The organism is Stenotrophomonas sp. (genome assembly GCF_059505245.1).
On sequence record NZ_JCACKF010000042.1, the window covers coordinates 181,956 to 206,283 of the forward strand.

Genomic DNA, 24,328 nt, shown 5'->3' on the forward strand with positions numbered 1-24,328 from the left:
CCACACACGCGCATCAGGATTCATGAGGTTGCCGGCCAGCGGCCGGCACTACCTGCATCGCCGATGGAAACCAGCGTGTCGCCAGCTCCACATGCGGCCCCGCTAGAATGACTGCATGACCGAATTCATCCCGCCCGGCACCCGCTTCCACGCCCTGCCCTCGCCGTTCCCGTTCAAGCGCGGTGGCGCCCTGCATGGCGCACGCGTGGCTTACGAGACCTGGGGCACGCTGGCCGCCGACGCCGGCAATGCGATCCTGATCGTGACCGGCCTGTCGCCGGATGCGCATGCGGCGGCCAACGAGGCCAATCCTGCGCCGGGCTGGTGGGAAGCGATGGTTGGCCCCGGCAAACCCATCGATACCCGCCGCTGGTTCGTGGTCTGCGTGAATTCGCTGGGCAGCTGCAAGGGATCGACCGGCCCCGCCTCGATCAACCCGGCCAGCGCTGAGCCCTACCGCCTGGACTTCCCCGAGCTGTCGATCGAAGACGGCGCTCGCGCCGCGATCGAAGTCGTGCGTGCGCTGGGCATCGCGCAGCTGGCCTGCGTGGTCGGCAATTCCATGGGCGGGATGACCGCGCTGGCCGTGCTGATGCTGCACCCGGGCATCGCGCGCAGCCACGTCAACATTTCCGGCAGTGCGCAGGCGCTGCCGTTCTCGATCGCGATCCGCTCGCTGCAGCGCGAGGCCATCCGTCTCGACCCGCGCTGGAATGGCGGCCACTACGACGATGCCGAGTACCCCGAGTCCGGCATGCGCATGGCGCGCAAGCTGGGCGTGATCACCTACCGCTCGGCACTGGAATGGGATGGCCGCTTCGGACGCGTGCGGCTGGATTCGGACCAGGCCGACGACGATCCGTTCGGGCTGGAATTCCAGGTGGAAAGCTATCTGGAAGGCCACGCACGGCGCTTCGTGCGTTTCTTCGATCCCAACTGCTATCTGTACCTGAGCCGTTCGATGGACTGGTTCGACCTGGCCGAGTACGCCGACGGCGATGTGCTGGCCGGGCTGGCGAAGATCCGGGTGGAGAAGGCACTAGCCATCGGCGCCAACACCGACATCCTGTTCCCGGTGCAGCAGCAGCAACAGGTCGCCGACGGCCTGCGTGCCGGCGGTGCCGATGCGCGCTTCATCGGCCTGGAATCGCCACAGGGCCATGATGCCTTCCTCGTCGATTTCGAGCGTTTCGGCCCGGCCGTGCGCGGCTTCCTCGACGCGCTGTAAGTGGCGTGGCGGCGTAACCTCGCGCTGGCCGCCTTCGGCGCGCTGACCGCCTTGATGATCAGCGGTGTGCTGCCGTTGTGGCTGGGTGGCTGGTGCCTGCTGGCCAGTGCGGTGTCGTTCGGCCTCTATGGCCATGACAAGCGCGCGGCGCAGCGAAAGCGATGGCGCATTCCCGAGCGCACCCTGCAGCTGCTGGCCTTCGCCGGAGGCTGGCCCGGCGCGCTGCTGGGCCAGGCGCTGTTCCGCCACAAGCATCGCAAAGCCGCATTCCAGTGGGTGTTCTGGCTGTGCGTGCTGGCCAACGTGGCCTCGATCGCGGTGATGCTGCGCGAGTTCTCCCATTGACCGGCCTGTAGAGCCGAGCCCATGCTCGGCTGGCTTGCTTCCGGAGCCGAGCATGGGCTCGGCTCTACAGTAGATCCACGCCATGCGTGGATGTGCCGACCAAGGTCGGCATCTACCGAAGCACTTCGCGCTCCAACACCCCATTGCGCAACCGGTACTGAGCATCGACCACGCCTTCGGGCAGGTCGTCGTGGGTGATCATCAGCAGGCTGCGCCCGTCCAGCAACCCGGAAAGGTCCTGCAACAGCGCACGTGCGGTATCCACGTCCAGGCCTTCGGTGGGTTCGTCCAGCAGCAGGATCGGCGCATTGCGCAGCAGCGCGCGCGCCAGTGCCAACCGCCGCGCCTGGCCGGCCGACATCGTCGCGCCGTTCTCGCCCACCCAGGCCTGCAGGCCACCGTTGCGCTCGGCCCAGTCCCCCAGGCGCACGCGACGCAGGACCGCCCACAACGCGGCATCACGGGCGTCGGGATCCCCCAGCCGCAGGTTCTCGGCCACGGTACCGGCAAACACCGGTGCGTTCTGCGGAAGCCAGGCCAGCTGGCGGTGCCACTCGGCCTGAGCGACGTCGCGCAGGTCGCGTCCGCCATAGGTGATTCGCCCCTGTTGCGGATCCCACAACCGCAGCAGCAGGCTGGACAGCGTGGTCTTGCCACTGCCGCTGTCGCCACGGATCGCGATGCGTTCTCCCGGCGCCAGGGTCAGCTGCAGGCCGGACAACACCGGCCGCGCGGCACCTGGCCACTGGAAGTGCACATCATCCCAATGCACGCGCGCCACCTGGGGTACCGGCTGCGGCGTCTGCGGATCCTCCACCGTCGGCGGTTGTTCGACGATGGCCTGCAGGCGGTCGGCAGCAATGCGCCCGGACTGCAGCGACTGCCAGGCCAGGCCCATGCCGGCCCAAAGTTCGATCAGCGCCACGGTCAGGAAGACGAGGCCCGCGGCCATTTCCGGCGCGATGTGCTGCTGTTCGGCGGCGTGCAGGGCCAACGCCAGCATCGCCACCAGGCCCAGCCCCGCCACCAGGCCGTGCAGGGTCGAGGCCGCGATCAGGCGCCAACGCCGACGACGATCACGCGAGGCCAGCTGCTTGGCGGCCACGCGTACCTTCAGCTGCCAAGCTGCATCGGCATGCAGCGCAGCCAGGTCACCGGCCCCCTCCAGCCCTTCGAATGCAGCGGTGCGCAACGCCGCGCGGTGCGCGGCACGATCGGCCTCTTCGTCGTCATGGCCACGCACGCCCAGCCACGGCACGCCGAAGGCGATCAGCAGCGCCAGCACCGCCAGCAGTACCGCCGCCGAGGGCAGGATCAGCGCTGCCGAGGCAACCGCCACCAGCGACAGCGCGCCCAGCGCCACCAGCGGCCCGATCGCACGCACCAGCAGCCCATCCACTTCGCCGATGTCCCCCAGCAGCCGCGCCAGCAGCTCGCCGGTGCGCGTGGCGCCCAATCGTGCCGGCGCCAGTGGCAGCGCGCGGCGGAAGAACCACACGCGCAGGTCGCGGGCGATGCGCAGCGTGGCATCGTGGCCGACCAGCTTTTCGAAGTAGCGCGACACGATGCGCGCCATGGTCAGGCCACGGATGCCGGCCGAGGGTGAGAAGAAGTTGAAGCCCTGGCCGAGGCCGGCCGCACCGGCCAGCGCGGCCGCCGTGAGGAAACCACCGGACAGGCCCAGCAGCGCTGTGCCGGCCAGCATCGTGGTCCACAGCAGCAGCAGGGTCAGCAACAGGCGCGGCCGGTGGCGCAGGAATACCGCGCGCAGCGAATCAGGCGAACGGCTCATGCGCGCACCGCCTGTGCCGGCTCGACCAGGCGGCCTTCCGGCAACAGCAGGCAACGATCGGCCCAGGCGATCACCGCCGGGCTGTGGGTGGCGACCACTACGCTGCGCCCGCGCGCATACGCGGCCAGGCTGCGCAGCAGCGCCGCCTCGGTATCGGCATCGAGGAACGCGGTGGGTTCGTCCAGCAGCAGCACCTGCGGGTCGCGCAGCAGCAGGCGGGCCAGGCCAATGCGGCGGGCTTCACCACCGGACAGGCCGAAGCCGCGTTCGCCGATCACCGTGTCCAGCCCCTGCGGCAGGCGCTGGGCAAACTGCAGGACCTGCGAAGCCTCGGCCACCGCGCGCAGGCGCGCATCGCTGGCTGCGGGATCGGCCAGGCGCAGATTGTCGGCGATGCTGCCATGGAACAGGTACGGTCGCTGGCTGGCATAGGCCACCTGCACGCCGGGGCGCAGCTGCAGCTTGCCGGCACGCGGCGGCAACCAACCGGCCAGCGCCTCCAGCAGCGTGCTTTTGCCGGACCCGCTGGGACCGACCAGGGCCAGGCGCTGGCCCGGCTCCAGCAGCAGGTCCAGATCCCGCAGCACATCCTGCGGCGCACCCAACGGGCGCAGTACCAGTCCTTGCGCCTGCAGTGGCGGCAAGGCGGCCTCGGCCGGCTCCACCGCCAGCGGCGCAACCTCGTTCTCGATCAGGCCCTGCTCGTCCGGCAGCGACTGCAGCAGGCGCTCCACTTCGGCGGCGGCGGCCAGTGCATTGGCGCGATCATGGTAGTGCGCAGCCAGCCGTCGCAGCGGCGCATAGAACTCCGGCGCCAGCAGCAGGCAGAACAGGCCCGCACCCAGCGTCGGCACCGCTGCATGCAGCGACATCATGCCCAGATAGCTCAGGCCCAGGTACAGCGCCACCATCGCCACGCTCACCGAGGCGAAGAATTCCAGCACGGTGGACGACAGGAAGGCGATGCGCAGCACCTTCAGGGTGCGCACGCGCACGCCTTCGGCGGCGGCCTCGATGCCGGCCAGTTCGGCTTCGCCGCGGCCATACAGGCGCAGCAGGCCCAGGCCCTTGATGCGGTCGGCGAAATGGCCGCTCATGCGCGCCAGTTCGCCCAGCTGCGCGCGCCCGGCGGCTTCAGCGCCCCAGCCCACCAGCATCATGAAGAACGGCACCAGCGGCGCGGTGAACAGCAGGATCAGCGCCACCACCCAGTCCACCCAGGCGACAGCGGCCAGGATCAGCAGCGGCACCACCACCACTTCGGTGCGCACCGGCAGGAAGCCGCTGTAATAGCTCTCGATCGCATCACCGTGATGCAGCATCAGTTCGCCCAGTTCACCGGTGCGGCGCTGCCGCAGCCAGAGCGGGCCCTGGCCCAGCAGGCGCGCGAACACGCGTTCGCGCAGTGCCAGCCGGGCGGCGTCGGCCACGTCACCGGCGGCGGCCTGGGTGGCGCTGCCCAGCAGGGTGCGCAGCACCAGGATCACCGCCAATCCCGCCAGCACCGGCAGGCCAGAGGCCAGCGGCACGCGCTCCACCAGCACCTGCTGCACCAGCCAGGCGATGGCGGCAGCCTGGCCGATCAACAGCGCGCCGGACAGGCTGATGCACAGCGCGGCCAGGCGCCGGCGGCCCCGGGCGGAGCGTGCCAGGTCGGCCAGCCAGGCCGTGCGCACACGCCGCTGGCGGGCGGTTTCAGCTTCCGGGGACAGGCCGTCAGGGGTCGTTTCGGCAGCGCTCAAGAGGTCTTCACGGGCAACGGGGGAGACACGGCATTGTAGGCGCAGGCAATAGCCCGCCCCTGCGGCCGGCGGTCGCAGTCTTCATCAGGTTGGCATACGATCAACCGGGGCACCTGTTCATACATTGATCTGGATCAAGGCTGTTTGAAGTAGTCGGTCACATCATTCACGTCGTAGACCACCCTTCCCGCCACCTGCAACGGCACTATCCAACGAGGTAGCCAGGCCATGATTGATCAGACAGTCGTAGAACTGTCGCGGCTGCAATTCGCGCTGACCGCGATGTACCACTTCCTATTCGTACCGCTCACCCTCGGCCTGTCCTTCATGGTGGCCATCATGGAGAGCGTGTACGTGATGACCGGCAAGGAGATCTGGCGCAGGATGACCCTGTTCTGGGGCGTCCTGTTCGGCATCAACTTCGCCATGGGCGTTGCCACCGGCATCGTCATGGAATTCCAGTTCGGCATGAACTGGTCCTACTACAGCCACTACGTGGGTGACATCTTCGGTGCGCCACTGGCGATCGAAGGCCTGATGGCGTTCTTCCTGGAAGCGACCTTCGTCGGCCTGTTCTTCTTCGGCTGGAACCGCCTGAGCAAGGTCAAGCACCTGATGGTGACCTGGCTGATGGCGCTGGGGACCAACCTGTCGGCGATCTGGATCCTGGTGGCCAATGGCTGGATGCAGAACCCGACCGGTGCGGTGTTCAACCCGGAAACCATGCGCATGGAAGTGGTCGACTTCATGGCGGTGGTGTTCAACCCGGTGGCGCAGGCCAAGTTCGTGCACACCGTCAGCGCCGGCTACGTGACCGGTGCGGTGTTCGTGATGGCGATCAGCGCCCTGTTCCTGCTGCGCAACAAGCACAAGGACCTGGCCCGTCGTTCGTTTGCGGTGGCCGCGGCGTTCGGCCTGCTGTCATCGCTGTCGGTGGTCGTGCTGGGTGACGAGAGCGGTTACGCCGCCAGCGAACACCAGAAGATGAAGCTGGCCGCGATCGAGGCGATGTGGGAGACCGAGCGAGCGCCGGCCGACTTCACCGCCTTCGGCATCCCCAACCAGGAGACTCACCAGAACGACTACGCGGTGAAGATCCCCTACCTGATGGGCCTGATCGCCACCCGCTCGTTGAACCAGCCGATTCCCGGCATCCTGGAACTGGTCGAGCGCGCCGAACACCGCGTGCGTGGCGGCCAGCTGGCCTACGGTGCATTGGAACGCCTGCGCGCCAACAAGAACGACGTTGAAGCGCGCGAGATGTTCGACCGCCACTGGCAGGACCTGGGCCACGGCCTGCTGCTCAAGCGCTATCGCGATGACATCCTCAACGCCACCCCGCAGGAGATCTCGCAGGCGGCGATGGACACGGTGCCGCGCGTGATGCCGTTGTTCTGGACCTTCCGCGTGATGGCCGGCCTGGGCTTCTACCTGATCGCCTTCTTCGCGCTGGCCTTCTACTACTCGTGCCGCAACAACTTCCAGGACAAGCGCTGGTTCCTCAAGCTGGCCCTGTGGACGCTGCCGGCACCGTGGATCGCGATCGAGTGCGGCTGGTTCGTGGCCGAGTATGGTCGCCAGCCGTGGGCGGTCGATGGCGTGCTGCCGACCTTCTATGCGGCGTCGGGCCTGGCCCTGCATGAAATCGTGCTGACCCTGGCCGGCTTCACTGCCATCTACACCGCGCTGATCGTGGTCGAGATCAAGCTGATGCTCAAGGCGATCCGCAAGGGTCCGGACGAGGTGCTGCCGTCGCTGCAGTCGCCCCAGCCGCATGCTTCCCACAATGCCTCGGCGCCGGCCGCCGGCCAGGCCTGAGGCAGGAGAACCAAGATGGATTTCATTCTTCTGGACTACACCACGCTGCGCGTGATCTGGTGGCTGCTGCTCGGCATCCTGCTGATCGGTTTCGCCGTGATGGATGGTTTCGACCTGGGCGTGGGCACCCTGCTGCCCTTCGTCGCCCGCAACGACGCTGAGCGCCGGCTGGTGATCAATACCATTGGTCCGGTCTGGGAAGGCAACCAGGTGTGGCTGATCCTGGGCGGCGGCGCGATCTTCGCCGCCTGGCCGCCGCTCTACGCGGTCAGCTTCTCCGGGTTCTACCTGGCGATGTTCGTGATCCTGTTCGCCCTGATCCTGCGTCCGGTCGGCTTCAAGTTCCGCAGCAAGATGCCCAGCGAGCGCTGGCGCAACACCTGGGACTGGGCGCTGTTCATCGGTGGCTTCATACCGGCGCTGATCATGGGCGTGGCGGTGGGCAACGTGGTGCTGGGCGTGCCGTTCCACTTCGATGACAGCATGCGCATCTTCTACACCGGCTCGTTCTTCGGCCTGCTGATGCCCTTCGCACTGCTGGCCGGCCTGCTCAGCGTGTCGATGCTGGTCGCCCACGGTGCCGCCATGCTGGTGCTGAAGACCGACGGCCCGGTGGCCGAGCGTGCGGCCCGCTTCGGCAGCATCGCCGCGATCATCGCTTTCGTGCTCTTTGCGGTGGGCGGCGCCTGGGTGGCCTTCGGCCTGCCGGGTTACCAGATCACCTCGCAGGTGGTCACCGACGGCGCCACCAATCCGCTGCTGAAGACCGCCGAACTCGGCGCCGCCGGTGGCTGGATGCGCAACTACAGCACGATGCCGGCCACGATCCTGGCCCCGCTGCTCGGCCTGGCCGGCCTGCTGGCCAGTGCGGTGCTGCTGCGTGCCCGCCGCGGCGGCCTGGCCTTCATCGCCTCCGGTGCGGCCATCGCCGGCATCATCCTGACCGTCGGCTTCGCCATCTTCCCGTTCCTGCTGCCGTCCTCGAGCCAGCCCACCTCCAGCCTGACCGTGTGGGATGCCTCGTCCAGCCACCTGACCCTGTGGATCATGCTGCTGGCCACGGCGGTGTTCCTGCCGATCATCCTCGCCTACACCACCTGGGTGTACCGCGTGCTGAAGGGCAAGACCACCACCGAAGAGATGGGCAACAACCCGAACGCGTATTGATTGCTTGCACGTGTGCCGACCAACGGTCGGCACCTACCCGGAATGAAGGAGACTGATCATGTGGTATTTCGCCTGGATTCTCGGTGCCGGCCTCGCCTCGACGGTGGCCATCCTCAACGGCATGTGGTTCGAAGCCCGCGAGCAGAACCGCATCGAGAAAGAAAATCGTCGCTGAGCTGTAAAAAAACCTTGCCGCCTTGGCCTTCACACGGTATCTTAGGCGGCTCCTTCGGGGTGTAGCTCAGTCTGGTAGAGCGCTACGTTCGGGACGTAGAGGTCGCAGGTTCGAATCCTGTCTCCCCGACCACTTCGGTGGTCGCATTGAAGCCTGGTGAAGTCGTCCAGGCTTTTTTGTTCCCTGAAGTGGCACTGCTTCGGCAGTGTGAAGAAAACAGCATTCACCCCTTGCCGCCATCGGGGTGAATCGCTAGAATAGGCGGCTCCCTTCGGGGTGTAGCTCAGTCTGGTAGAGCGCTACGTTCGGGACGTAGAGGTCGCAGGTTCGAATCCTGTCTCCCCGACCACTTCGGTGGTCACCAAGAAGCCTGGAAGACATCACTGTCCTCCGGGTTTTTTTGTATCAGGCACCTGGCCGCCCGCATGACGGGACCTTGCCGGAGCCCGCACGTACAATGGCCGCGCTGCCGGCCCGCCAGCAGCCCCTCCCCCACCTGCCGCTTCGGCGTAGACCGATGCCGGCGCTGCATGCCATTGCCCCGGCGTGCGACACCTGCAAGGACCACCGATGAGTTCCTCCCCTTCCGATTCGCCGTCGCTGCTGCACGGCCGCGTCCTCGCATTCGCCGCGATCCTGCTGGCAGCGATCAACCTGCGCACCGCGGTCACCTCGATCACTCCGCTGCTGGACGTGCTCGGCCAGCAGTTCGGTTTCGGTACCACCATGACCGGCGTGCTGGGCATGCTGCCGACCGCGTCGTTCGCACTGTTCGGCGTGGCCACGCCGGCACTGGCGCGGCGCCTCGGGCTGGAGCGCACCACGCTGCTGGCGATGGTGATGGCGATGGCCGGCCTGCTGCTGCGTTCCAGCGCCGGCAACGTCGGCACGCTGCTGTTGGGTTCGGTGGTGGCACTGGCCGGCATGGGCATCGGCAACGTGGTGGTGCCGCCGCTGGTGAAGCGCTATTTCGCCAACAAGGTCGGCACCATGAGCACGCTCTACATCAGCGTGCTGCAGCTGGGCACGATGCTGCCGGCACTGCTGGCGGTGCCGGTGGCCAACGCCGCAGGCTGGCGCGTGTCGCTGGGCATGTGGGCGCTGCTGGCGCTGGCTGCCGCACTGCCGTGGCTGGTGCTGGCCACGCGCGCGCCGAAGCCGCAGTCCAACGTGTCCGATCCGACCGCGCAGCCGCATGGCAAGGTCTGGCGCACGTCACTGGGCTGGAGCATGACGCTGATGTTCGGCATGACCTCGCTGATGACCTACTCGATGTTCACCTGGCTGCCGCGCATCGTGGTCGAGGCCGGTGGCACGCCCGCGTTCGGTGGCGTGATGGTCGCCGTGTTCTCGGCGCTGGGCCTGCTGCCATCGCTGGTCATTCCGTCGATGGCGGTGCGCATGCAGAACCCGTTCCCGCTGGTGCTGATCGGCTTTTTCTCGTTCGTGATCGCCTTCACCGGCCTGCTGCTGGCACCGATGAAGGCCCCACTGCTGTGGGCCTGCCTGCTCGGCGTCGGCCCATCCACCTTCCCGCTGGCACTGACCCTGATCAACCTGCGCACCCGCACCCCGACCGGCTCGGCGGCGCTGTCCGGCTTCATGCAGGGCGTGGGCTACAGCTTCAGCTGCCTGGGCCCGTTCCTGGTCGGCTGGCTGCACACGGTCAGCGACGGCTGGACCCTCCCGTTCAGCTTCCTGTTCGGCTGCGCCGCCCTGATGCTGTGCGCCTCGTGGGTGGCCTGCAAGCCGCGCAAGCTGGAAGATCTCTGGTAAGCCACGTGGGGCCCGCAACCGGGCCCACCTACCATTCGTCAGCCCGTCTGCGCATTTTGACGCCGGGCTGACAATTCCGGGCGGATAGTGCCCACGAATGCCCATCCTTGCCGCGTGCCGGCATCGGGCATGGGGGCGGCAGCGCCGCCCGGGCCACCACTCGGTGTGCGGGGGACTTTCGTTTCAGACAAGACATCGCAGGTCGCTGTCCGGGTTGTATCCGTCTTCGCTGGGCGGGAATGCACGAAGGGAGTGACGCGGGCCACGGCCACGCCAAAAGCTGGCATGTGATGTGCGTCACATTTTTCAGGTTGTCTGGTTCGGAAGCCAAGGGGGTCCCCAATGGTTGTCCACCGCCGGCTGGCGCTCTGCGTCGGCCTCGCCTGCACCGCCCTGGCCTGGGCCAGCAGCGCTGCCCCGCCCGACCGCGAAGCAGCGTTGGCCGAGATCGGCCGCTATCGAGACCAGGCGCGTTGGCTGGACGCCCTGGGCACGATCGAGCGCGCCAGCCAGCAGCAACCCAACGACGACCTGCTGTTCAAGCTGCGCGTATTGACGCTGGGCGACATCGGCAACGCCTGGCGTGCGTGGGAGCTGTACCAGCAGCGCCCGCAACTGTTCGACGCTGCGCAGAAACAGCGCCTGGAAGGCGACTACCTGGCCAAGCTGGTGGTCTGGAGCCTGGCCTACAGCAGCAGCGAGGACAGCCGCCTGGAAGAAGCCGAATCGACCCTGGCCCGCATGCAGCGCTACCTCGGCGGCGAAGGCACCCCGTCCTCGCAGGCACCACTGCGGATCCGCATGGACCGGCTGATCCTGCTCAACCGGCTGGGCCGCCATGCACAGGTCCGCGAGGAAGCGCGGGCACTGCAGGCCGAAGGCCACACCCTGCCCGACTACGTGCTGCCCGCAGTGGGCGATTCGTTGATGGGCACCCTGCACCCGGAAGAAGCCATCCCGGTGCTGCAGGCGGCCGTCGCTGGCGACCCGACGCGCGACGCCTCGCATTCGGAACTTGCTTACGCCTACCTGGAAAGCGAGCAGCAGGAAAAGGCCATCGACCTGCTGCAGGCATGGCGCGACAAGGAGCCGGCGTGGCGCTGGAGCAACGGCAAGTCGCCGTACGCGAACTGGTCGCGCTACGAGGCCGATCTCAACCTGGCGATGGTGCGCGCCTACAGCGGCGACCTGCACACCGCGCAGCACGACCTGGAGTCGATGGTCGAGATCGCACCCGGCAACGGCGGGCTGCAGAGTGCGCTGGGCAGCGTCTACATGATGCGCGGCTGGCCACGCCGGGCGCTGCAGCGCCAGCAGATGGCACACGCGCTCGATCCGCGGGACATCGAACCGCGGCTGGGCATGGAAGAGGCCTATGTCGCCCTGCAGCGCGACGACCTGGCGCGGCCGCTGCACGATGACCTGGTCGCACGCTACCCCACCCAGCCGGCAGTCGAACGCATGGACCAGGCCTGGCGCGCGCATCGCGGCTGGCAGCTGAAGGCATGGACCGACATCGGCCGCAGCTCCGGGGGCGGTGGTACTTCGCCCCTGGGCAACAACGACCGCCACTACGGCGTGGACGTGGAGACGCCGGTCCTTGATGACCGCTGGCGGTTGTTCGCCCTCGCCGACCGTCGCGTGACCGACTTCCAGGACCAGCGCATCGATCCCCTGTGGCTGGGTGCGGGCGTGCGTTACCGCTTCGGGCAGCTGGATGCGGAAGCGGCGGTCCTGCGCGCCAACGATCACATCGGCGACACCGGCCTGCGCGTCGGCGTCGGCTGGCAGTTCAACGATTCCTGGCACGCCGGCGTGGTGGTCGCACGCAATGACCCGGAGGCCTCGATGCAGGCGCGCGCGGCCGGCATCACCGCCGACAGTGTGAGCGCACAGGTGGACTACCGGCGCAGCGAGCTCACCCACTGGACGTTCGGCGCGAGCCGCTTCCGCTATGACGACGGCAACCACCGCGAGCTGTTCGGCACCAGCGTCCAACAGCGCCTGCTGACCCGCCCACGCTGGCTGGTCGATGGCCTGGCCAGTGCCTACACCAGTCGCGGCAGCCGCGATGATGCGCCCTACTTCAACCCGAAGCGCGACCGCATGGTCGAGATCGGCATGCGCATCGACCAGCAGCTGTGGCGGCACTACGAGCGCCACTTCCGGCACCGGCTGACCGTCTCGCTGGGCGACTACTGGCAGGACGGCTTCGGCAGCGCGTTGGTGCCGTCGGTGTCCTACATGCACGAGTGGCAGCTGGGCCCTGGCCGCGTGTTCGAGTATGGCGTGCGGTGGTCACGACCGGTCTACGACGGCCATCGCGAGCGCCATATCGGCTTCGAAGCCGCATTGCGCTGGGGAGACTGACATGGCCCGCTTCCTGCGACTGATCGTGCTCCTGCTGCTGGCCTGCGTGCCACCGGCGTTCGCGCAGCAGCCCCTGCATCTTGATGCGATCGACAACGGCCTGCTGATCCTCAGCTACCACGACATCCGCGACAAGGTGGCCGCCAAGGGTGATGCCGATTCCTATGCGGTGAGCACGCAGAACTTCGCCGCGCACCTGGACTGGCTGGGCGCGCACGGCTACCACCCGGTTTCGCTGTCGCAGCTGATCGAGGCCTCGCAGGGCCGCGCCACGCTGCCTCCCAAGCCGGTGCTGCTGACCTTCGACGATGGCCTGCGCAGCGTCTACGACAAGGCGTTCCCGCTGCTGCAGGCCTACCACTACCCGGCCCTGGTGGCGGTGATCACCGATTACGTGGACATGGCACCGGGCCGCACCATCGACTACGGCTACCGCCCGTTCGGCCATGATGACTTCGTGACCTGGGCGCAGCTGAAGCAGATGCACGACAGTGGCCTGATCGAAGTGGCCAGCCATACCGACGACCTGCACCACGGCGTGCTTGCCAATCCGCAGGGAAACTCCACGCCCGCCGTGGTCACCCGCATCTACACCCCGGCCACGCGCAGCTACGAGAGCGGGACACAGTATGAGCAGCGCCTGCGCGCTGATCTTTCGCGCAGCGTGCAGCGCATCCAGCAGCACCTGGGCGTGCGCCCGCGCGCCATCGTCTGGCCATATGCCGCGTACAACCAGTTGAGCAACGACATCGCCGAGCAGCTGGGCATGCCGGTTTCGTTCGACCTGGAAGGCCGTAGCACGCCAGTGGCCAGCGACCTGCACGGGCTGGCACGATTGCTGGTGAGCAACAACCCGACCGTGGAAGGCCTGGCCTACGAACTGCGCCGTGACGTGGCGCTCGATGGCATCCGCGCCCTGCAGATCGATCTGGATGACATGTATGACCCGGATCCAGCGCAGCAGGCACGCAATCTCGATGCATTGATCGAGCGGGTCAAGCGCATCGCGCCGACCCATGTCTATCTGCAGGCCTTTGCCGACCCGGACGGCAACAACACCGCCGATGCGCTGTATTTCCCGAACCGGCACATGCCGATGCGGGCGGACCTGTTCAGCCGCGTCGCCTGGCAGCTGAAATCCCGCGCGGGCGTGAAGGTCTACGCGTGGTTGCCAGTGCTCGGCTTCGAACTGCCCGACCCGGAGCAGCGCAAGGTGCTGGCGATCCGCAATGGGGATGCCGACGGCATGTACCGGTTGGATTTCACCAACCCGAAGGCCAGGCAGATCATGCTCGACATCTACGAGGACCTGGCGGTCAATTCCTACTTCGAAGGCCTGCTGTTCCATGACGACGGCTACCTGCGCGACACCGAGCTGCCCGCCCTGGCGGCCGGCGAAGATGGCAGCGCACGTACCCAGGCACTGATCGACTTCACCCTGGCCCTGCGCAACAGCGCGCAGCGCTGGCGGCCGAAACTGGCAACGGTGCGCAACCTGTATGCCGAGCCGGTACTCCGCCCGCAGAGCGAAGCCTGGTTCGCGCAGCGCCTGGACCTGTTCAACAAGGCCTACGACCAGACGGCGCTGATGGCGATGCCGTGGATGGAAGGCAGCAGGCACCCCGAGCGCTGGCTCGACCAGTTGCTGGCCGCGGTACGCGCGCACGACCCGCAGCTTCAGCACACGCTGTTCGAGCTGCAGACCGTCGATTGGCGCAGCGGGCAGCCGATTCCCGCCGGGCGCCTGCGTGCGCAGATCCGCCAGTTGCAGGCGCAGGGCGTGCACCACTTCGCCTGGTACCCCGATGACTTCATCGCCGACCAGCCCTCCACCCGCGATGCCCGCGCGGCAATGTCCGCCGGCAACTTCCCGTACCCGGAGAAGTGACGTGGACATGCATCCGCTGCTGCAGGTCCTGTTCCAGTTCGCCTTCTACTACCCGATGGTGATGGCGTTCTTCTGGATGTCCGGTGGCCTGTACTACTACTTCCGGCGCGAGCGTCACTCACGTCCGCGCAACGATCCGCCCTTGATGATCGCCCCTCCCTTCGCGACCTTGCTGGTGCCCTGCCACAACGAAGCAGAAAACCTGGACGACACGCTCACTGCGGCGCTGGCCCAGCGCTACCCCGCCGATTACGAAGTGATCGCCATCGACGATGGCAGCAGCGATGACACCGGCGCACGGCTGGATGCGCTGGCGGCAAGGCATCCACGGCTTCGCGTGCTGCACCTGGACCGCAACCTGGGCAAGGCCAATGCGCTGCGCATGGGCGCACTGGCCGCACGCTCGGAGTACCTGGTGTGCATCGATGGCGATGCGATGCTGGAAGAGCATGCACTGCACTGGATGGTCTGGCACCTGGTCAGTGGCAACCGGGTCGGTGCGGTCACCGGCAACCCGCGCATCCGCAACCGCTCCACCCTGCTCGGACGCCTGCAGGTGGCGGAATTCTCCTCGATCATCGGCATGATCAAGCGGGCACAGCGCGTGTATGGCCGCATCTTCACCATCTCCGGCGTGATCGCCGGCTTCCGCCGCACTGCCCTGCACCAGGTCGGCTGGTGGTCGGATGACATGGTGACCGAGGACATCGACATCAGCTGGCGCCTGCAGCGCGCGCACTGGGACATCCGCTACGAAGCCAATGCGCTGTGCTTCATCCTGATGCCGGAGACGCTCAAGGGCCTCTGGCGGCAGCGCCTGCGCTGGGCCCAGGGCGGCGTGGAAGTGATGCTGCGCCACGCGCGCTCGCTGCTGCACTGGAAAGAGCGGCGCATGTGGGGCGTGCTGCTGGAGTACGTGTTGAGCGTGGTCTGGGCCTACACGATGCTGTTCATCGTGCTGCTGTGGGCACTGGGCAAGTTCATCGAGCTGCCGCCGCAGCTGCATATCGCCAGCCTGCTGCCGGAGTGGCATGGCGTGATCCTGGCGCTGGTCTGCCTGCTGCAGTTCGCCAGCAGCCTGATCATCGACCGGCGTTACGAAACACAGATTGGACGCAATTACTTCTGGGTCATCTGGTACCCGATGGCGTACTGGCTGATCAGCCTTTCCACCACCCTGGTGGCGCTGCCCAAGACGCTGCTGCGCCGTCGCAGCAAGCGCGCCACCTGGACCAGCCCTGACCGGGGGATCCGATGAACGCGCAACGCCCGTCCAACCGCTTCGACTCGCGGATGATCCGCAAGCCGCATCGCCAGCCACACTTCCAGCGCACGGCCTGGGGCTTCGTCACCCTGGCGTTCTGGGGCTTCTACTTCTATCTGTGGGCCCCCCTGGTGACCCTGCTCTCGTGGTTGATCGGTGGCCAGCTGGCCTGGCGGCAGCTCTACGAACGGCAGAACCAGTTCGACCCGTACGTGCTGGTCGCGCTGCCATTGATGCTGCTGTGCGCCAGCGTGCTGCTGATCGCCTGGGCCGAGTACAACCGCGCCCGCTTCCGTGGCCGCGAACGCCGCCTGCCGCGGCCCCTGGCCAGCCTCAACGAAGTGGCCGCCGATCTGGGCGCCAGCACCGGGCTGGCCGAACGCCTGATGGGCTGCAAGGCCGCCACGCTGCACATGGATGATCACGCACGGCCGGTCGGCATCCGCCGCGAGGTGGTGTAGCTGCCGACCTGGGTCGGCGCTTGGGCCTGGTGGGTGCCGACCTTGGTCGGCACCGGGGTTTGCCGCGAAGAGCATCCACGCGAGGCGTGGATCCACTTATGTACGCGTCTGCCCTTCGCCGCGCACGACAAATCGTTCAACGGTGAGGGCTTCCAAGCCCATCGGGCCGTAGGCGTGCAGGCGCGTGGTGGAAATACCGATCTCACTGCCCAGGCCCAGCTGGCCACCATCGGAGAAGCGCGACGAAGCGTTGACCATCACCACCGCCGAGCGCAGCGCGTTGACGAAGCGCTCGGCGTGGCCGGTGTCCTCGGTGGCGATCACTTCGGTGTGGTCGGAGGTATAGGTGCGGATGTGCGCGATGGCTGCATCAAGATCATCGACCACGCGCACCGCCAGCACCAGATCGAGGAACTCGGCGGCGTAATCCTCCTCGGTCGCCGCCGTGCTGCCCGGCAGCAACGGCTGCGCCTGCGCATCGGCGCGCAGCTGCACCCCACGCTCACCCAGCGCCTGCGCCACGCGCGGCAGGAACGCGTCAGCCACGGCGCGGTGCACCAGCAGCGTCTCCAGCGAATTGCACGCCGCCGGCCGGCTGCACTTGCCGTCCACCAGCAGGTCGATGGCCTTGCCGAGGTCGGCGCTGGCGTCCACGAACAGGTGGCACACCCCCTTGTAATGCTTGATCACCGGCACGCGCGCGTGCTCGGCCACGAAACGGATCAGGCCTTCGCCGCCACGCGGAATGGCCAGGTCGATCAGCTCATGCAGCTGCAGCAGTTCCAGCATCGCCTCGCGGCGCAGGTCGGTGAGCACGGTCACCGCCGCCGGCGGTACGCCGTTGGCCTTCAATGCACCGGCCAGCGCCTGGGCGATGGCGGTATTGGAGTGGATCGCTTCGGAACCACCGCGCAGGATCACGCCATTGCCGGCCTTCAGGCACAGCGCGGCGGCTTCGGCCGTCACGTTCGGGCGCGCCTCGTAGATCATCGCGATCACGCCCAGCGGCACGCGCACCTTCTGCACGCGGATGCCGTTGGGACGTACGTCGTCGCGCGTCACCTGGCCGACCGGGTCAGGCAGCGCGGCCACCTCGCGCACCGCCTCGGCCATCGCGAACAGCCGCGGCGGGTCCAGTGCGAGGCGGTCGAGCATGGCACTGCCAACGCCCTTGTCGCGCGCGGCGGCGAGGTCGCGTGCGTTGCCGGCCAGGATCAGTCCGGCATTTACTTCCAGGGCCCGCGCCATCGCCAGCAGCAGCGTGCGTCGCGCCGCACTGTCCAGGCCGGCAACGATCTGCGCTGCATCACGGCAGGCGCGCGCCTGGGCTTCGATTTCGCTCATCGGGGTGTCCTTCAAACCGGTCATGGCAGCACCAGGTCGTCACGATGGACGACGCTGCCACCGTAGTTGTAGCCCAGCACGGCCTGGATGTCGCGCGAATGATGGCCGGCGATGCGGCGCACGTCGGCGGCGGCGTACTGGCTGACGCCGCGGGCGACACAGACACGCCCCTGCGGCGCGATCCAGCACACCTGCACCATGTCACCGCGGCGGAACGCACCCTCCACACCGGTGATGCCGCCGGGCAGCAGCGAGGCGCCCTTCTCCCGCATCGCCTGTGCCGCACCGGCATCGACGACGATCGCGCCCTCGGCCAGCGGCGCGTGCCGCAGCCAGTGCTTGCGGGCAGCCTCGCGGCTGCGTGCGGCGTGGATGCGGGTGCCGAACAGGCGGTCCTGCGCCAGCGCGCGCACCACATCGCTGCTGCGGCCGTTGAACAGGTAGGTCTCGATGCCGAGGCGGCCCGCCTTGGCCGCCGCCTCCAGCTTGGTACGCATGCCGCCGGTGCCGGCGCGCGAGCCGGCGCCGCCGGCCATCGCCAGCACATCGTCACTCAGTTCCGGCACGTCGTGCAGTGGCCGCGCGTCGGCCACGGTGCGCGGATCTGCGCTGTACAGGCCGTCGATGTCGGTGGCGATGAACAGTGCATCGGCATCGACCAGCGCGGCCACGGTCGCGGCCAGGTTGTCGTTGTCACCGAGCTTGAGCTCGTCCACCGATACGGTGTCGTTCTCGTTGACCACCGGCAGCGCACCCAGCCGCAGCAGTTCGCTCAGCGTGGCGCGTGCATTGAGGTAGCGGCGGCGGTTGCGCAGGTCGTCGTGGGTCAGCAGCACCTGCGCCACCGGGCGCTCGAAGAAGCGCTGCCAGAGCCCGATCAGCTGCGCCTGGCCGAGCGCGGCCAGGGCCTGGCGCGCCGCCATCGCCGCACCGGGTTCATCGGCCCGCGGCAGGATCGCGCGCCCCGCCGCAACCGCGCCGGAGGAGACGATCACCACCTCGCGCCCAGCCAGTACGTTGGCGGATACAAACTGGGCCAGGCCCAGCGCGTGGCGTGGCGACAGGCCGCCACCATCGGCCGCCAGCAGGCTGCTGCCAACCTTCAGCACCGCACGCCGCCATGGCGGCAGCGCCTGTTGCGGGAACGGCGAAGCGACGGTGGCGGCGTGCAGGGTCATCGGTCAGGGCCTCAGCGGGTATTCCATTCGTGCACGGTCAGCTCGGAAGCGTGCATCGTCACCAGCGGATCGGTGGCGACGATCGCCTGCGCCTGTTCCAGGCTCTCGACGTTGCACAGCACATAGGCGCCACCGCTGCCATCGGCGAAACCACCGGTCAGCTGCAGCTTTCCCTGTGCCTGCAACGCCTCGAGGAAATCGCGGTGCGGCTGCACCGCCGCATCGTTGAAGTCCGGCCGGCGCATCGCCATCACCAAGTAGACAGTGCCCGCCATCAGGACAGCGCCTGCCAGCGTGCGCGCAGTTCGTCCAGGCGCAGATCGGCGGCCGAGCCCGGCGATACACGCGCAGCCAGGCTGCCTTCCGGGGTACGTCCCTGCCCTGCGCTGTCGGCACCGGCTGCAGCGGCCTTGTAGGCCTCGCGGAACGGCACACCGGCCACCGCCGCTTCCACGGCGACGTCGGTGGCATACATGCCCGAATCGATCGCTGCGCGCAGCCTGTCGTCACGCCACTCCAGATTGGCCAGCAGCGCCGGCAGCAGTTCCAGCGCGGCCAGGCCACGGCCGAAGCCGTGGAAGATGGCGCCCTTGGACGACTGCAGGTCACGGTGATAACCCGAAGGCAGCGACAGCAGCTGCTCGATCTCGGTGCGCGCGGCGGCGACGCTGGCGTGGGTCGCACGCATCAGCTCGATCACGTCCGGGTTGCGCTTGTTGGGCATGATCGAACTGCCGGTGGTGTACTGCGCCGGCAGCGCGACGAAGCCGAACTCGGCGCTGGTGAACAGCGACAGGTCCCAGGCGATGCGGCGCAGGTCCAGCGTAGCGCCACCGAGTGCTTCCAGCGCGGCCAGCTCGAACTTGCCGCGCGACAGCTGTGCGTAGATCGGCGAGATCTGCATGCGCGCGAAACCGAGCGCGGCCGTGGTGTGCTCGCGGTCCAGCGGCAGGTTCACCCCGTAGCCGGCGGCGGTGCCGAGCGGATTGGCGTCGACCAGCGCATGGGTGTCACGGGCGCGGATGGCGTTGTCGATGAAGGCCTCGGCCCATCCGGCCCACCACATGCCGGCCGAAGAGACCACGGCGCGCTGGATATGGGTATAGCCGGGAATCGGCAGGTCCTTCTCGGCCTGCGCACGGTCCAGCGCGATCTTGGCCACGTCGGTGCTGAGCCCGGCCACGCGCAGCAGCTTCTCCTTCAGCCACAGGCGGGTGGCGACCAGGATCTGGTCATTGCGGCTGCGGCCGGTGTGGATCTTGCGGCCAGCGTCGCCGAGGCGTTCGGTCAAACGCGCTTCGATTGCTGAGTGACCGTCTTCGTACTGCGTATCCAGCACGAAGCGGCCTTCACGGAAATCCTGCGCCAGCACGTCGAGCTCGCGCAGCAGGCCTGCCAGCTCGTCGGCGCTGAGGATGCCGATGTGCTGCAGGCCCTGCGCATGCGCGGCGCTGGCAGCGATGTCATGCAGGAAGAACTCGCGGTCGAGGATCACATCGTCGCCGGCGAGGAAGGTCTGGATCTGGGCGTCGACAGCGACGCCGGGCTTCTGCCAAAGAAGGTCTGCCATGGGGGCTCCGGAAGGCGTGTTCAGTGCGGGATCGACGTCAGTTCGTCGATGCCCAGCGCAAGGTTGAGGTTCTGCATGGCCTGGGTGGCCGCGCCCTTGAGCAGGTTGTCCAGGGTCGCCACCACCACCACCCGCTTGCCGCCCGGGGCCAGGGTGAAGCCACCGACCTGGGCACCGTGGCGGCCGGCGATGCGGCTGACCCACGGCGCTTCATCCACCACTTCGATCAGGGGTTCGCCGGCATAGGCCTGCTGGAAGCGCTCGACGATCTGTTCGCGGGTCTGCACGCGGTTCAGCCACAGGTTGGCGGTCAGCGTGATGCCGCGGAAATGCGGCGCGACGTGCGGCATGAACTCGACGGCCACGCCCAGCTGCACCGACACCTCGCGCTCGTGCACGTGGTTGGTCAGCGCATACGGCATCAGGTTGTCGGCCAGCAGTTCGACGTTGTTCTTGTCCGACGGCGTGGTACCGGCACCGGAGTAGCCGGAGACACCGAAGCACTGCGGCGGGCCGGCCAGCAGGTCCAGCAGCGGATGCACCGCCAGCTGCATCGCCGTGGCATAGCAGCCCGGGTTGCTGATGTGCTTCTGGCCGTTGTAGCGGCCGCGGGTCAGCTCCGGCAGGCCGTAATACCAGCTGTTGTCGAAGCGGTAGTCGGCCGAGAGATCGACGATGACGGTGTCCGGCTTGGCGGCTTCAAGCGCGGCCACGAACGGTGCGGCCAGGCCGTTGGGCAGGGCCAGGATTACCGCGTCCACGCCTTTGGCGGCCACCGCGTCGGCATCCAGGTTCTCGTACTGCAGCTCGCCCTGGAATTCCGGGTGGTGGTCGGACAGGCGCTGCCCGGCGCGTTCGCGCGAGGAGACGAAGGCCAGTTCCAGGCGCGGATGGGCGGCCACCAGCTTGATCAGCTCGGCGCCGGTATGGCCGCGGGCCCCGACGATGCCCAGGGTGAAAGTCGAATCGTTCATGCGTGGCTGTCCAGGCGGTACTGCAGGTGGCGCTTCACGCCCTGCCATTCCGCATCGATGATGGAGAAGATGACGGTGTCGCGCGGCGTGCCGTCGGCGTGCCGCTTGTGGTTGCGCAGCACGCCATCCTGCTTGGCGCCGAGGCGTGCGATGGCGGTGCGCGAAGTGAAGTTGAACCAGCTGGTCTCGAACACGACGCTCAGGCACTGCAACCGCTCGAACGCGTGGCTGAGCAGCATCAGCTTGGTCTCGGTGTTGACCCCGGTGCGTTGCGCAGACTCGCCATACCAGGTGTAACCGATACTCAGGCGCGGCACGTCCGCTTGCAGATCGTAGTAGCGGGTGGTGCCGACAATCTGGTCGTTGGCATCGAACACCACGAACGGCAGCACCCTGCCTTCGGCCTGCGCCTGCAGCGCTGCCTGCACGTAGCCGGCCATGGTCTTCGCATCGGGCACCTGGGTGTACCAGAGCCTGGACAACGCGCCATCGCCAAGCGCGCCGCGCAGGCCATCGATATGCCCCATCTGCAGCGGCTCCAGCCGCGCATGGGTGCCCGCCAGCGTAGGGACCTTGGTCCAGTCGGCATGGTTCATGTGTTCAGCCCTGCAGGCTCGGCGCGCGCCGGGCGCAATGGTCGACATAGGTCTTGATCCGGTCGATGCCGTCGGCGCCGAACCAGAACACCTTCCAGTGGTCCTGCTTGTAGCAGCCGTCGGATTCAGCGTAATAGAAGTGGTTGATCGGATTGCCATGGCGCGAACGCCAGAACAGCTGCGGGGTTTCCTCCAGCATCACGTTCCAGACCGCGCGGCCCAGGCCCTCGCCCTGCGCATCGTCGAGCACGGCGAACTTGTCCAGGTACACGCCCTCGGCCTCGTCGGTGAGGATCACCGCGGTGCGGTAGTTCTCGCTGACGTAGGCGCGCAGCAGCTTCGTCTTTTCGAAGTACTCCGGCACCAGGGTGCGGCCGAAGCTGGATTCGATCAGGCCCTTCAGGCGCGGCAGGTCCAGCGCGTTCCAGGCGGTGGCGCGCAGCACCTTCTCGCCCTTGCGCACAAGCGTCCCCGAACCCTTGTGGGTGAACAGTTCCTTGGCCAGATCGGCCGGGCGCGTGATCGACACCGACGATTCCAGCGGCAGGCGATCGAGCAGATCCTTGATCTGTTCGATCTTCACCTTCATGCCGCCGTGGATCCACGGCTGCGCGATCAGGTGGTCGTACTCGGTGGACAGGTTGATCGAATCGATCACGTTGCCCTGCTCGTCCAGCAGGCCGCCAGTGCCGGTCAGGAAGATGATCTTGTATGGCTGCAGTTCCTGCACCAGCTCGTTGGCGGCGAAGTCGGCGTTGACGTTGAGGATCTGGCCGCCAGCGGTCTCGCCCAGGCTGGTGATGACCGGGATCGACCCGGCACGCAGGCTGGCCTCGATCGGTGCCAGGTTGACCTTCTTCACCTCGCCGACCAGGCCGTAGGTGTCCACGTCCAGGTACTGGGCCTCGAACACGCCGCCGGTGATCGAGGTGGCGCGCGCGCCGTTCTGCTGCAGCGCCTCGACCAGGCGCAGGTTGGACTGCTGGAACACCCGGCGCACGATCGCCAGCGCTTCCGGCGACGTCACGCGCAGGCCGTTGACGGTCTGCTTCTCGATGCCGGCGGCCGACAGTTCGGCATCCAGCTGCGGGCCGGCGCCGTGCAGCACGATCGGGGTCAGCCCGACTTCCTGCAGGAACGACAGCGAAGAGGTCAGCGCGTCGAGGTCGTCGCGCAGCACCGCGCCGCCGACCTTGACCACGGCGAAGCGCTTGGCGTCCAGCTGCGAGAAGCGCTTGAGGTACTGGCTGATCTCCTTCGCGCTGGCCATGCTGGAAAGCAGGCGCACGATGGTCTGGCGGGTCTGGCGGTGGGGCTGGAGGGCAGGAGACATTTCGGTTTCGTCACAGGCGGCGGTCGCCGCGTTGCAGTTCCACCCGGCCAGGGCCGGGCGGCGTTGTAGGGTCGATCAGGCGCCGGCGGCGATGATGCGATGCACGGCGTCGGTGTAGCGCTGCAGCTGCTCCAGCGTCACGAACTCATCGGCGGTGTGGGCCTGGGCGATGTCGCCCGGGCCGAACACCAGCGTGGTGTAGCCACCGGCGGAGAACAGCGAGGCCTCGGTCCAGAAGTCCACCGCGTTGCCGATCGGCAGCTCCAGCGCATCGGCCACATCGCGCGCCAGCAGGCGGCGGTTCTCGGCCTCGGCGATGTCACCGGCCGGCAGGCTGGGGCCACGGAACGTTTCGGTGAACACGGCGGCTTCCGGTTCGGCGAAACCGGCGAAGGTCGCCAGCAGGCCATCAATGTCCATCGACGGCAGCGGGCGGAACCCGAAGCGCACCTCAGCAGCCGGTGCGATCATGTTGGCCTTGATCCCGCCTTCGACGCGACCGATGTTGAAGCGCAGCCCGGTCAGCCCGCCGAAGCGGGCCGAGGCCAGCGATTCCACATGGTCCAGTGCACGGTTGCCCCAGCGCATGGCCTGGTGCAGCGCGCTGGCGGCCGCGTCCTGCTTGCCGGACGCATGGCCGGCACGGCCGGCGAACTGCATCAGCACCGAGCTGATGCCACGATGCGCCAGCACCGCTTCACTCATGGTCGGCTCGGCCACCAGCACCGCTTCATACGGCAGGCCACGGGCCAGGAACGCGGCGATACAGCGCGGATCGTTGGCTTCCTCGTCGCTGGAGAACAGGAAGGCGGCATCGCCATCGCTGGCATTGGCCGCCGCCACCAGCGCAGCGGCGGCGCCCTTGATGTCACACACGCCCAGGCCGACCACGCGGTCGTCCAGGCGCCGCATCACATGCGGGTCGGCACTCCAGTGCGGCGAGTCCGGCACGGTGTCCAGGTGCACGTTGAACAGGTACTTCGGCGTCCCGCGCACGGCGTACAGGCTGACTGCGCCCGCGCCATGGTCGATCACCTCGACGTTGAAGCCGGGCAGGTTGTCGCGCAGGTAATCGAAGATGCCACCGGTGGTGATCGCACGCGGCGGGTTGCGGGTGTCGAAGGACACCAGCGCCTGCAGGTGATCGAGCGTCTGTTCAAGCATGTGTCTGAATATCCGTAGGGTTCGAAATCGGTAGTGCCGGCCGCGGGCCGGCAACCCCCATATCCCGCCGGGCCACCCGCCCGCCCCCCGGCCGCCCAACCCCCCCAAGACGGTTCGAGGCGCCCGCCACCGGCCCGCACCCC

General features: G+C 67.7%; 20 protein-coding genes and 2 tRNA genes. 12 read left to right on the forward strand and 10 right to left on the reverse strand.

From position 1 onward, the window contains the following. The first annotated feature begins 115 nt into the window (after window positions 1-115). Both metX and AC5JLE_RS16565 read left to right on the forward strand, forming a co-directional pair. Entirely contained in the window at window positions 116-1,228 is a 1,113-nt protein-coding gene (metX, locus tag AC5JLE_RS16560; RefSeq protein ID WP_032958152.1) for a homoserine O-acetyltransferase MetX, read from the forward strand. Further along, window positions 1,229-1,573 carry a DUF1294 domain-containing protein gene (locus AC5JLE_RS16565; RefSeq protein ID WP_014647770.1) on the forward strand — a complete coding sequence of 115 codons (345 nt, stop codon included), beginning with the start codon at window positions 1,229-1,231 and terminating at the stop codon, window positions 1,571-1,573. Between the two features lie 112 nt (window positions 1,574-1,685). On the opposite strand, the gene cydC is transcribed toward AC5JLE_RS16565, so the two are convergent. Both cydC and cydD read right to left on the reverse strand, forming a co-directional pair. Next, window positions 1,686-3,365, reverse strand: coding sequence for a thiol reductant ABC exporter subunit CydC (cydC, locus tag AC5JLE_RS16570; protein WP_496065491.1), 1,680 nt, complete (start codon window positions 3,363-3,365; stop codon window positions 1,686-1,688). Continuing rightward, window positions 3,362-5,107, reverse strand: a complete 1,746-nt coding sequence (gene cydD / locus AC5JLE_RS16575) for a thiol reductant ABC exporter subunit CydD (protein ID WP_496065492.1) — start codon at window positions 5,105-5,107, stop codon at window positions 3,362-3,364. Before cydD ends, cydC begins: the two co-directional genes overlap by 4 nt. Before the next feature lie 228 nt (window positions 5,108-5,335). Between cydD and AC5JLE_RS16580 the strand changes: the two genes are divergently transcribed. The 10 genes from AC5JLE_RS16580 to pgaD all read left to right on the forward strand — a co-directional run bounded on the left by AC5JLE_RS16580 (window position 5,336) and on the right by pgaD (window position 16,026). Next, window positions 5,336-6,925 (forward strand): cytochrome ubiquinol oxidase subunit I, encoded by a 1,590-nt coding sequence (locus AC5JLE_RS16580; protein ID WP_005410352.1) that lies wholly within the window; start codon window positions 5,336-5,338, stop codon window positions 6,923-6,925. Between the two features lie 15 nt (window positions 6,926-6,940). After that, complete coding sequence (gene cydB, locus AC5JLE_RS16585; protein WP_014647773.1) at window positions 6,941-8,092, forward strand: cytochrome d ubiquinol oxidase subunit II; 1,152 nt, start codon at window positions 6,941-6,943, stop codon at window positions 8,090-8,092. 58 nt (window positions 8,093-8,150) lie between these two features. After that, window positions 8,151-8,267 (forward strand): cytochrome bd-I oxidase subunit CydX, encoded by a 117-nt coding sequence (gene cydX, locus AC5JLE_RS16590; RefSeq protein WP_005410354.1) that lies wholly within the window; start codon window positions 8,151-8,153, stop codon window positions 8,265-8,267. 55 nt (window positions 8,268-8,322) lie between these two features. Continuing rightward, a tRNA-Pro gene (locus tag AC5JLE_RS16595) sits at window positions 8,323-8,399 on the forward strand. Between the two features lie 140 nt (window positions 8,400-8,539). Then, window positions 8,540-8,616, forward strand: a tRNA-Pro gene (locus AC5JLE_RS16600). Window positions 8,617-8,837: 221 nt separating this feature from the next. After that, a complete protein-coding gene (locus tag AC5JLE_RS16605; RefSeq protein ID WP_014647774.1) occupies window positions 8,838-10,043 on the forward strand; it encodes a CynX/NimT family MFS transporter in 1,206 nt (401 codons plus the stop codon). Between the two features lie 342 nt (window positions 10,044-10,385). After that, window positions 10,386-12,413, forward strand: a complete 2,028-nt coding sequence (gene pgaA / locus AC5JLE_RS16610; RefSeq protein WP_423172662.1) for a poly-beta-1,6 N-acetyl-D-glucosamine export porin PgaA — start codon at window positions 10,386-10,388, stop codon at window positions 12,411-12,413. A 1-nt stretch (window position 12,414) separates the two neighbouring features. Further along, a complete protein-coding gene (pgaB, locus tag AC5JLE_RS16615; RefSeq protein WP_496065493.1) occupies window positions 12,415-14,301 on the forward strand; it encodes a poly-beta-1,6-N-acetyl-D-glucosamine N-deacetylase PgaB in 1,887 nt (628 codons plus the stop codon). Between the two features lie 7 nt (window positions 14,302-14,308). After that, window positions 14,309-15,559 carry a poly-beta-1,6-N-acetyl-D-glucosamine synthase gene (gene pgaC, locus AC5JLE_RS16620; protein WP_496065500.1) on the forward strand — a complete coding sequence of 417 codons (1,251 nt, stop codon included), beginning with the start codon at window positions 14,309-14,311 and terminating at the stop codon, window positions 15,557-15,559. Beyond that, window positions 15,556-16,026, forward strand: a complete 471-nt coding sequence (gene pgaD, locus AC5JLE_RS16625) for a poly-beta-1,6-N-acetyl-D-glucosamine biosynthesis protein PgaD (RefSeq protein ID WP_014647778.1) — start codon at window positions 15,556-15,558, stop codon at window positions 16,024-16,026. The genes pgaC and pgaD overlap by 4 nt, the downstream gene beginning before the upstream one ends. 96 nt (window positions 16,027-16,122) lie before the next feature. Here the strand turns inward: pgaD and AC5JLE_RS16630 are convergent, their stop codons facing one another. The 8 genes from AC5JLE_RS16630 to AC5JLE_RS16665 all read right to left on the reverse strand — a co-directional run bounded on the left by AC5JLE_RS16630 (window position 16,123) and on the right by AC5JLE_RS16665 (window position 24,185). Further along, entirely contained in the window at window positions 16,123-17,394 is a 1,272-nt protein-coding gene (locus tag AC5JLE_RS16630; protein WP_169410954.1) for a glutamate-5-semialdehyde dehydrogenase, read from the reverse strand. Further along, window positions 17,391-18,548, reverse strand: coding sequence for a glutamate 5-kinase (gene proB, locus AC5JLE_RS16635; protein WP_164165724.1), 1,158 nt, complete (start codon window positions 18,546-18,548; stop codon window positions 17,391-17,393). The genes AC5JLE_RS16630 and proB overlap by 4 nt, the downstream gene beginning before the upstream one ends. An 11-nt stretch (window positions 18,549-18,559) precedes the next feature. After that, a complete protein-coding gene (locus tag AC5JLE_RS16640) occupies window positions 18,560-18,823 on the reverse strand; it encodes a YciI family protein (RefSeq protein WP_164165722.1) in 264 nt (87 codons plus the stop codon). Next, window positions 18,823-20,118: an argininosuccinate lyase gene (gene argH, locus AC5JLE_RS16645; protein ID WP_014647782.1), complete on the reverse strand. Its 1,296-nt coding sequence runs from the start codon at window positions 20,116-20,118 to the stop codon at window positions 18,823-18,825. The genes AC5JLE_RS16640 and argH overlap by 1 nt, the downstream gene beginning before the upstream one ends. Before the next feature lie 20 nt (window positions 20,119-20,138). Then, on the reverse strand, window positions 20,139-21,092 hold the full coding sequence (gene argC, locus AC5JLE_RS16650) for an N-acetyl-gamma-glutamyl-phosphate reductase (protein WP_014647783.1): 954 nt from the start codon (window positions 21,090-21,092) through the stop codon (window positions 20,139-20,141). Then, window positions 21,089-21,688 carry a GNAT family N-acetyltransferase gene (locus tag AC5JLE_RS16655; protein ID WP_014647784.1) on the reverse strand — a complete coding sequence of 200 codons (600 nt, stop codon included), beginning with the start codon at window positions 21,686-21,688 and terminating at the stop codon, window positions 21,089-21,091. Before AC5JLE_RS16655 ends, argC begins: the two co-directional genes overlap by 4 nt. 4 nt (window positions 21,689-21,692) lie before the next feature. Then, window positions 21,693-23,021 carry an acetylglutamate kinase gene (locus AC5JLE_RS16660; RefSeq protein WP_046431735.1) on the reverse strand — a complete coding sequence of 443 codons (1,329 nt, stop codon included), beginning with the start codon at window positions 23,019-23,021 and terminating at the stop codon, window positions 21,693-21,695. A gap of 75 nt (window positions 23,022-23,096) precedes the next feature. Next, window positions 23,097-24,185 (reverse strand): acetylornithine deacetylase, encoded by a 1,089-nt coding sequence (locus AC5JLE_RS16665; protein ID WP_014647786.1) that lies wholly within the window; start codon window positions 24,183-24,185, stop codon window positions 23,097-23,099. Between the last annotated feature and the right edge of the window lie 143 nt (window positions 24,186-24,328).

Coding starts and splice junctions, on each gene's coding strand:
- pgaC (WP_496065500.1), top strand. CDS start 14,309: ATGCATCCGCTGCTGCAGGTCCTGTTCCAGTTCGCCTTCTACTACCCG.
- proB (WP_164165724.1), bottom strand. CDS start 18,548: ATGACCCTGCACGCCGCCACCGTCGCTTCGCCGTTCCCGCAACAGGCG.
- argC (WP_014647783.1), bottom strand. CDS start 21,092: ATGAACGATTCGACTTTCACCCTGGGCATCGTCGGGGCCCGCGGCCAT.
- cydX (WP_005410354.1), top strand. CDS start 8,151: ATGTGGTATTTCGCCTGGATTCTCGGTGCCGGCCTCGCCTCGACGGTG.
- pgaD (WP_014647778.1), top strand. CDS start 15,556: ATGAACGCGCAACGCCCGTCCAACCGCTTCGACTCGCGGATGATCCGC.
- AC5JLE_RS16630 (WP_169410954.1), bottom strand. CDS start 17,394: ATGACCGGTTTGAAGGACACCCCGATGAGCGAAATCGAAGCCCAGGCG.
- pgaB (WP_496065493.1), top strand. CDS start 12,415: ATGGCCCGCTTCCTGCGACTGATCGTGCTCCTGCTGCTGGCCTGCGTG.
- pgaA (WP_423172662.1), top strand. CDS start 10,386: ATGGTTGTCCACCGCCGGCTGGCGCTCTGCGTCGGCCTCGCCTGCACC.
- AC5JLE_RS16665 (WP_014647786.1), bottom strand. CDS start 24,185: ATGCTTGAACAGACGCTCGATCACCTGCAGGCGCTGGTGTCCTTCGAC.
- AC5JLE_RS16580 (WP_005410352.1), top strand. CDS start 5,336: ATGATTGATCAGACAGTCGTAGAACTGTCGCGGCTGCAATTCGCGCTG.
- cydC (WP_496065491.1), bottom strand. CDS start 3,365: ATGAGCCGTTCGCCTGATTCGCTGCGCGCGGTATTCCTGCGCCACCGG.
- AC5JLE_RS16640 (WP_164165722.1), bottom strand. CDS start 18,823: ATGGCGGGCACTGTCTACTTGGTGATGGCGATGCGCCGGCCGGACTTC.
- metX (WP_032958152.1), top strand. CDS start 116: ATGACCGAATTCATCCCGCCCGGCACCCGCTTCCACGCCCTGCCCTCG.
- AC5JLE_RS16605 (WP_014647774.1), top strand. CDS start 8,838: ATGAGTTCCTCCCCTTCCGATTCGCCGTCGCTGCTGCACGGCCGCGTC.
- argH (WP_014647782.1), bottom strand. CDS start 20,118: ATGGCAGACCTTCTTTGGCAGAAGCCCGGCGTCGCTGTCGACGCCCAG.
- AC5JLE_RS16660 (WP_046431735.1), bottom strand. CDS start 23,021: ATGTCTCCTGCCCTCCAGCCCCACCGCCAGACCCGCCAGACCATCGTG.
- cydB (WP_014647773.1), top strand. CDS start 6,941: ATGGATTTCATTCTTCTGGACTACACCACGCTGCGCGTGATCTGGTGG.
- AC5JLE_RS16655 (WP_014647784.1), bottom strand. CDS start 21,688: ATGAACCATGCCGACTGGACCAAGGTCCCTACGCTGGCGGGCACCCAT.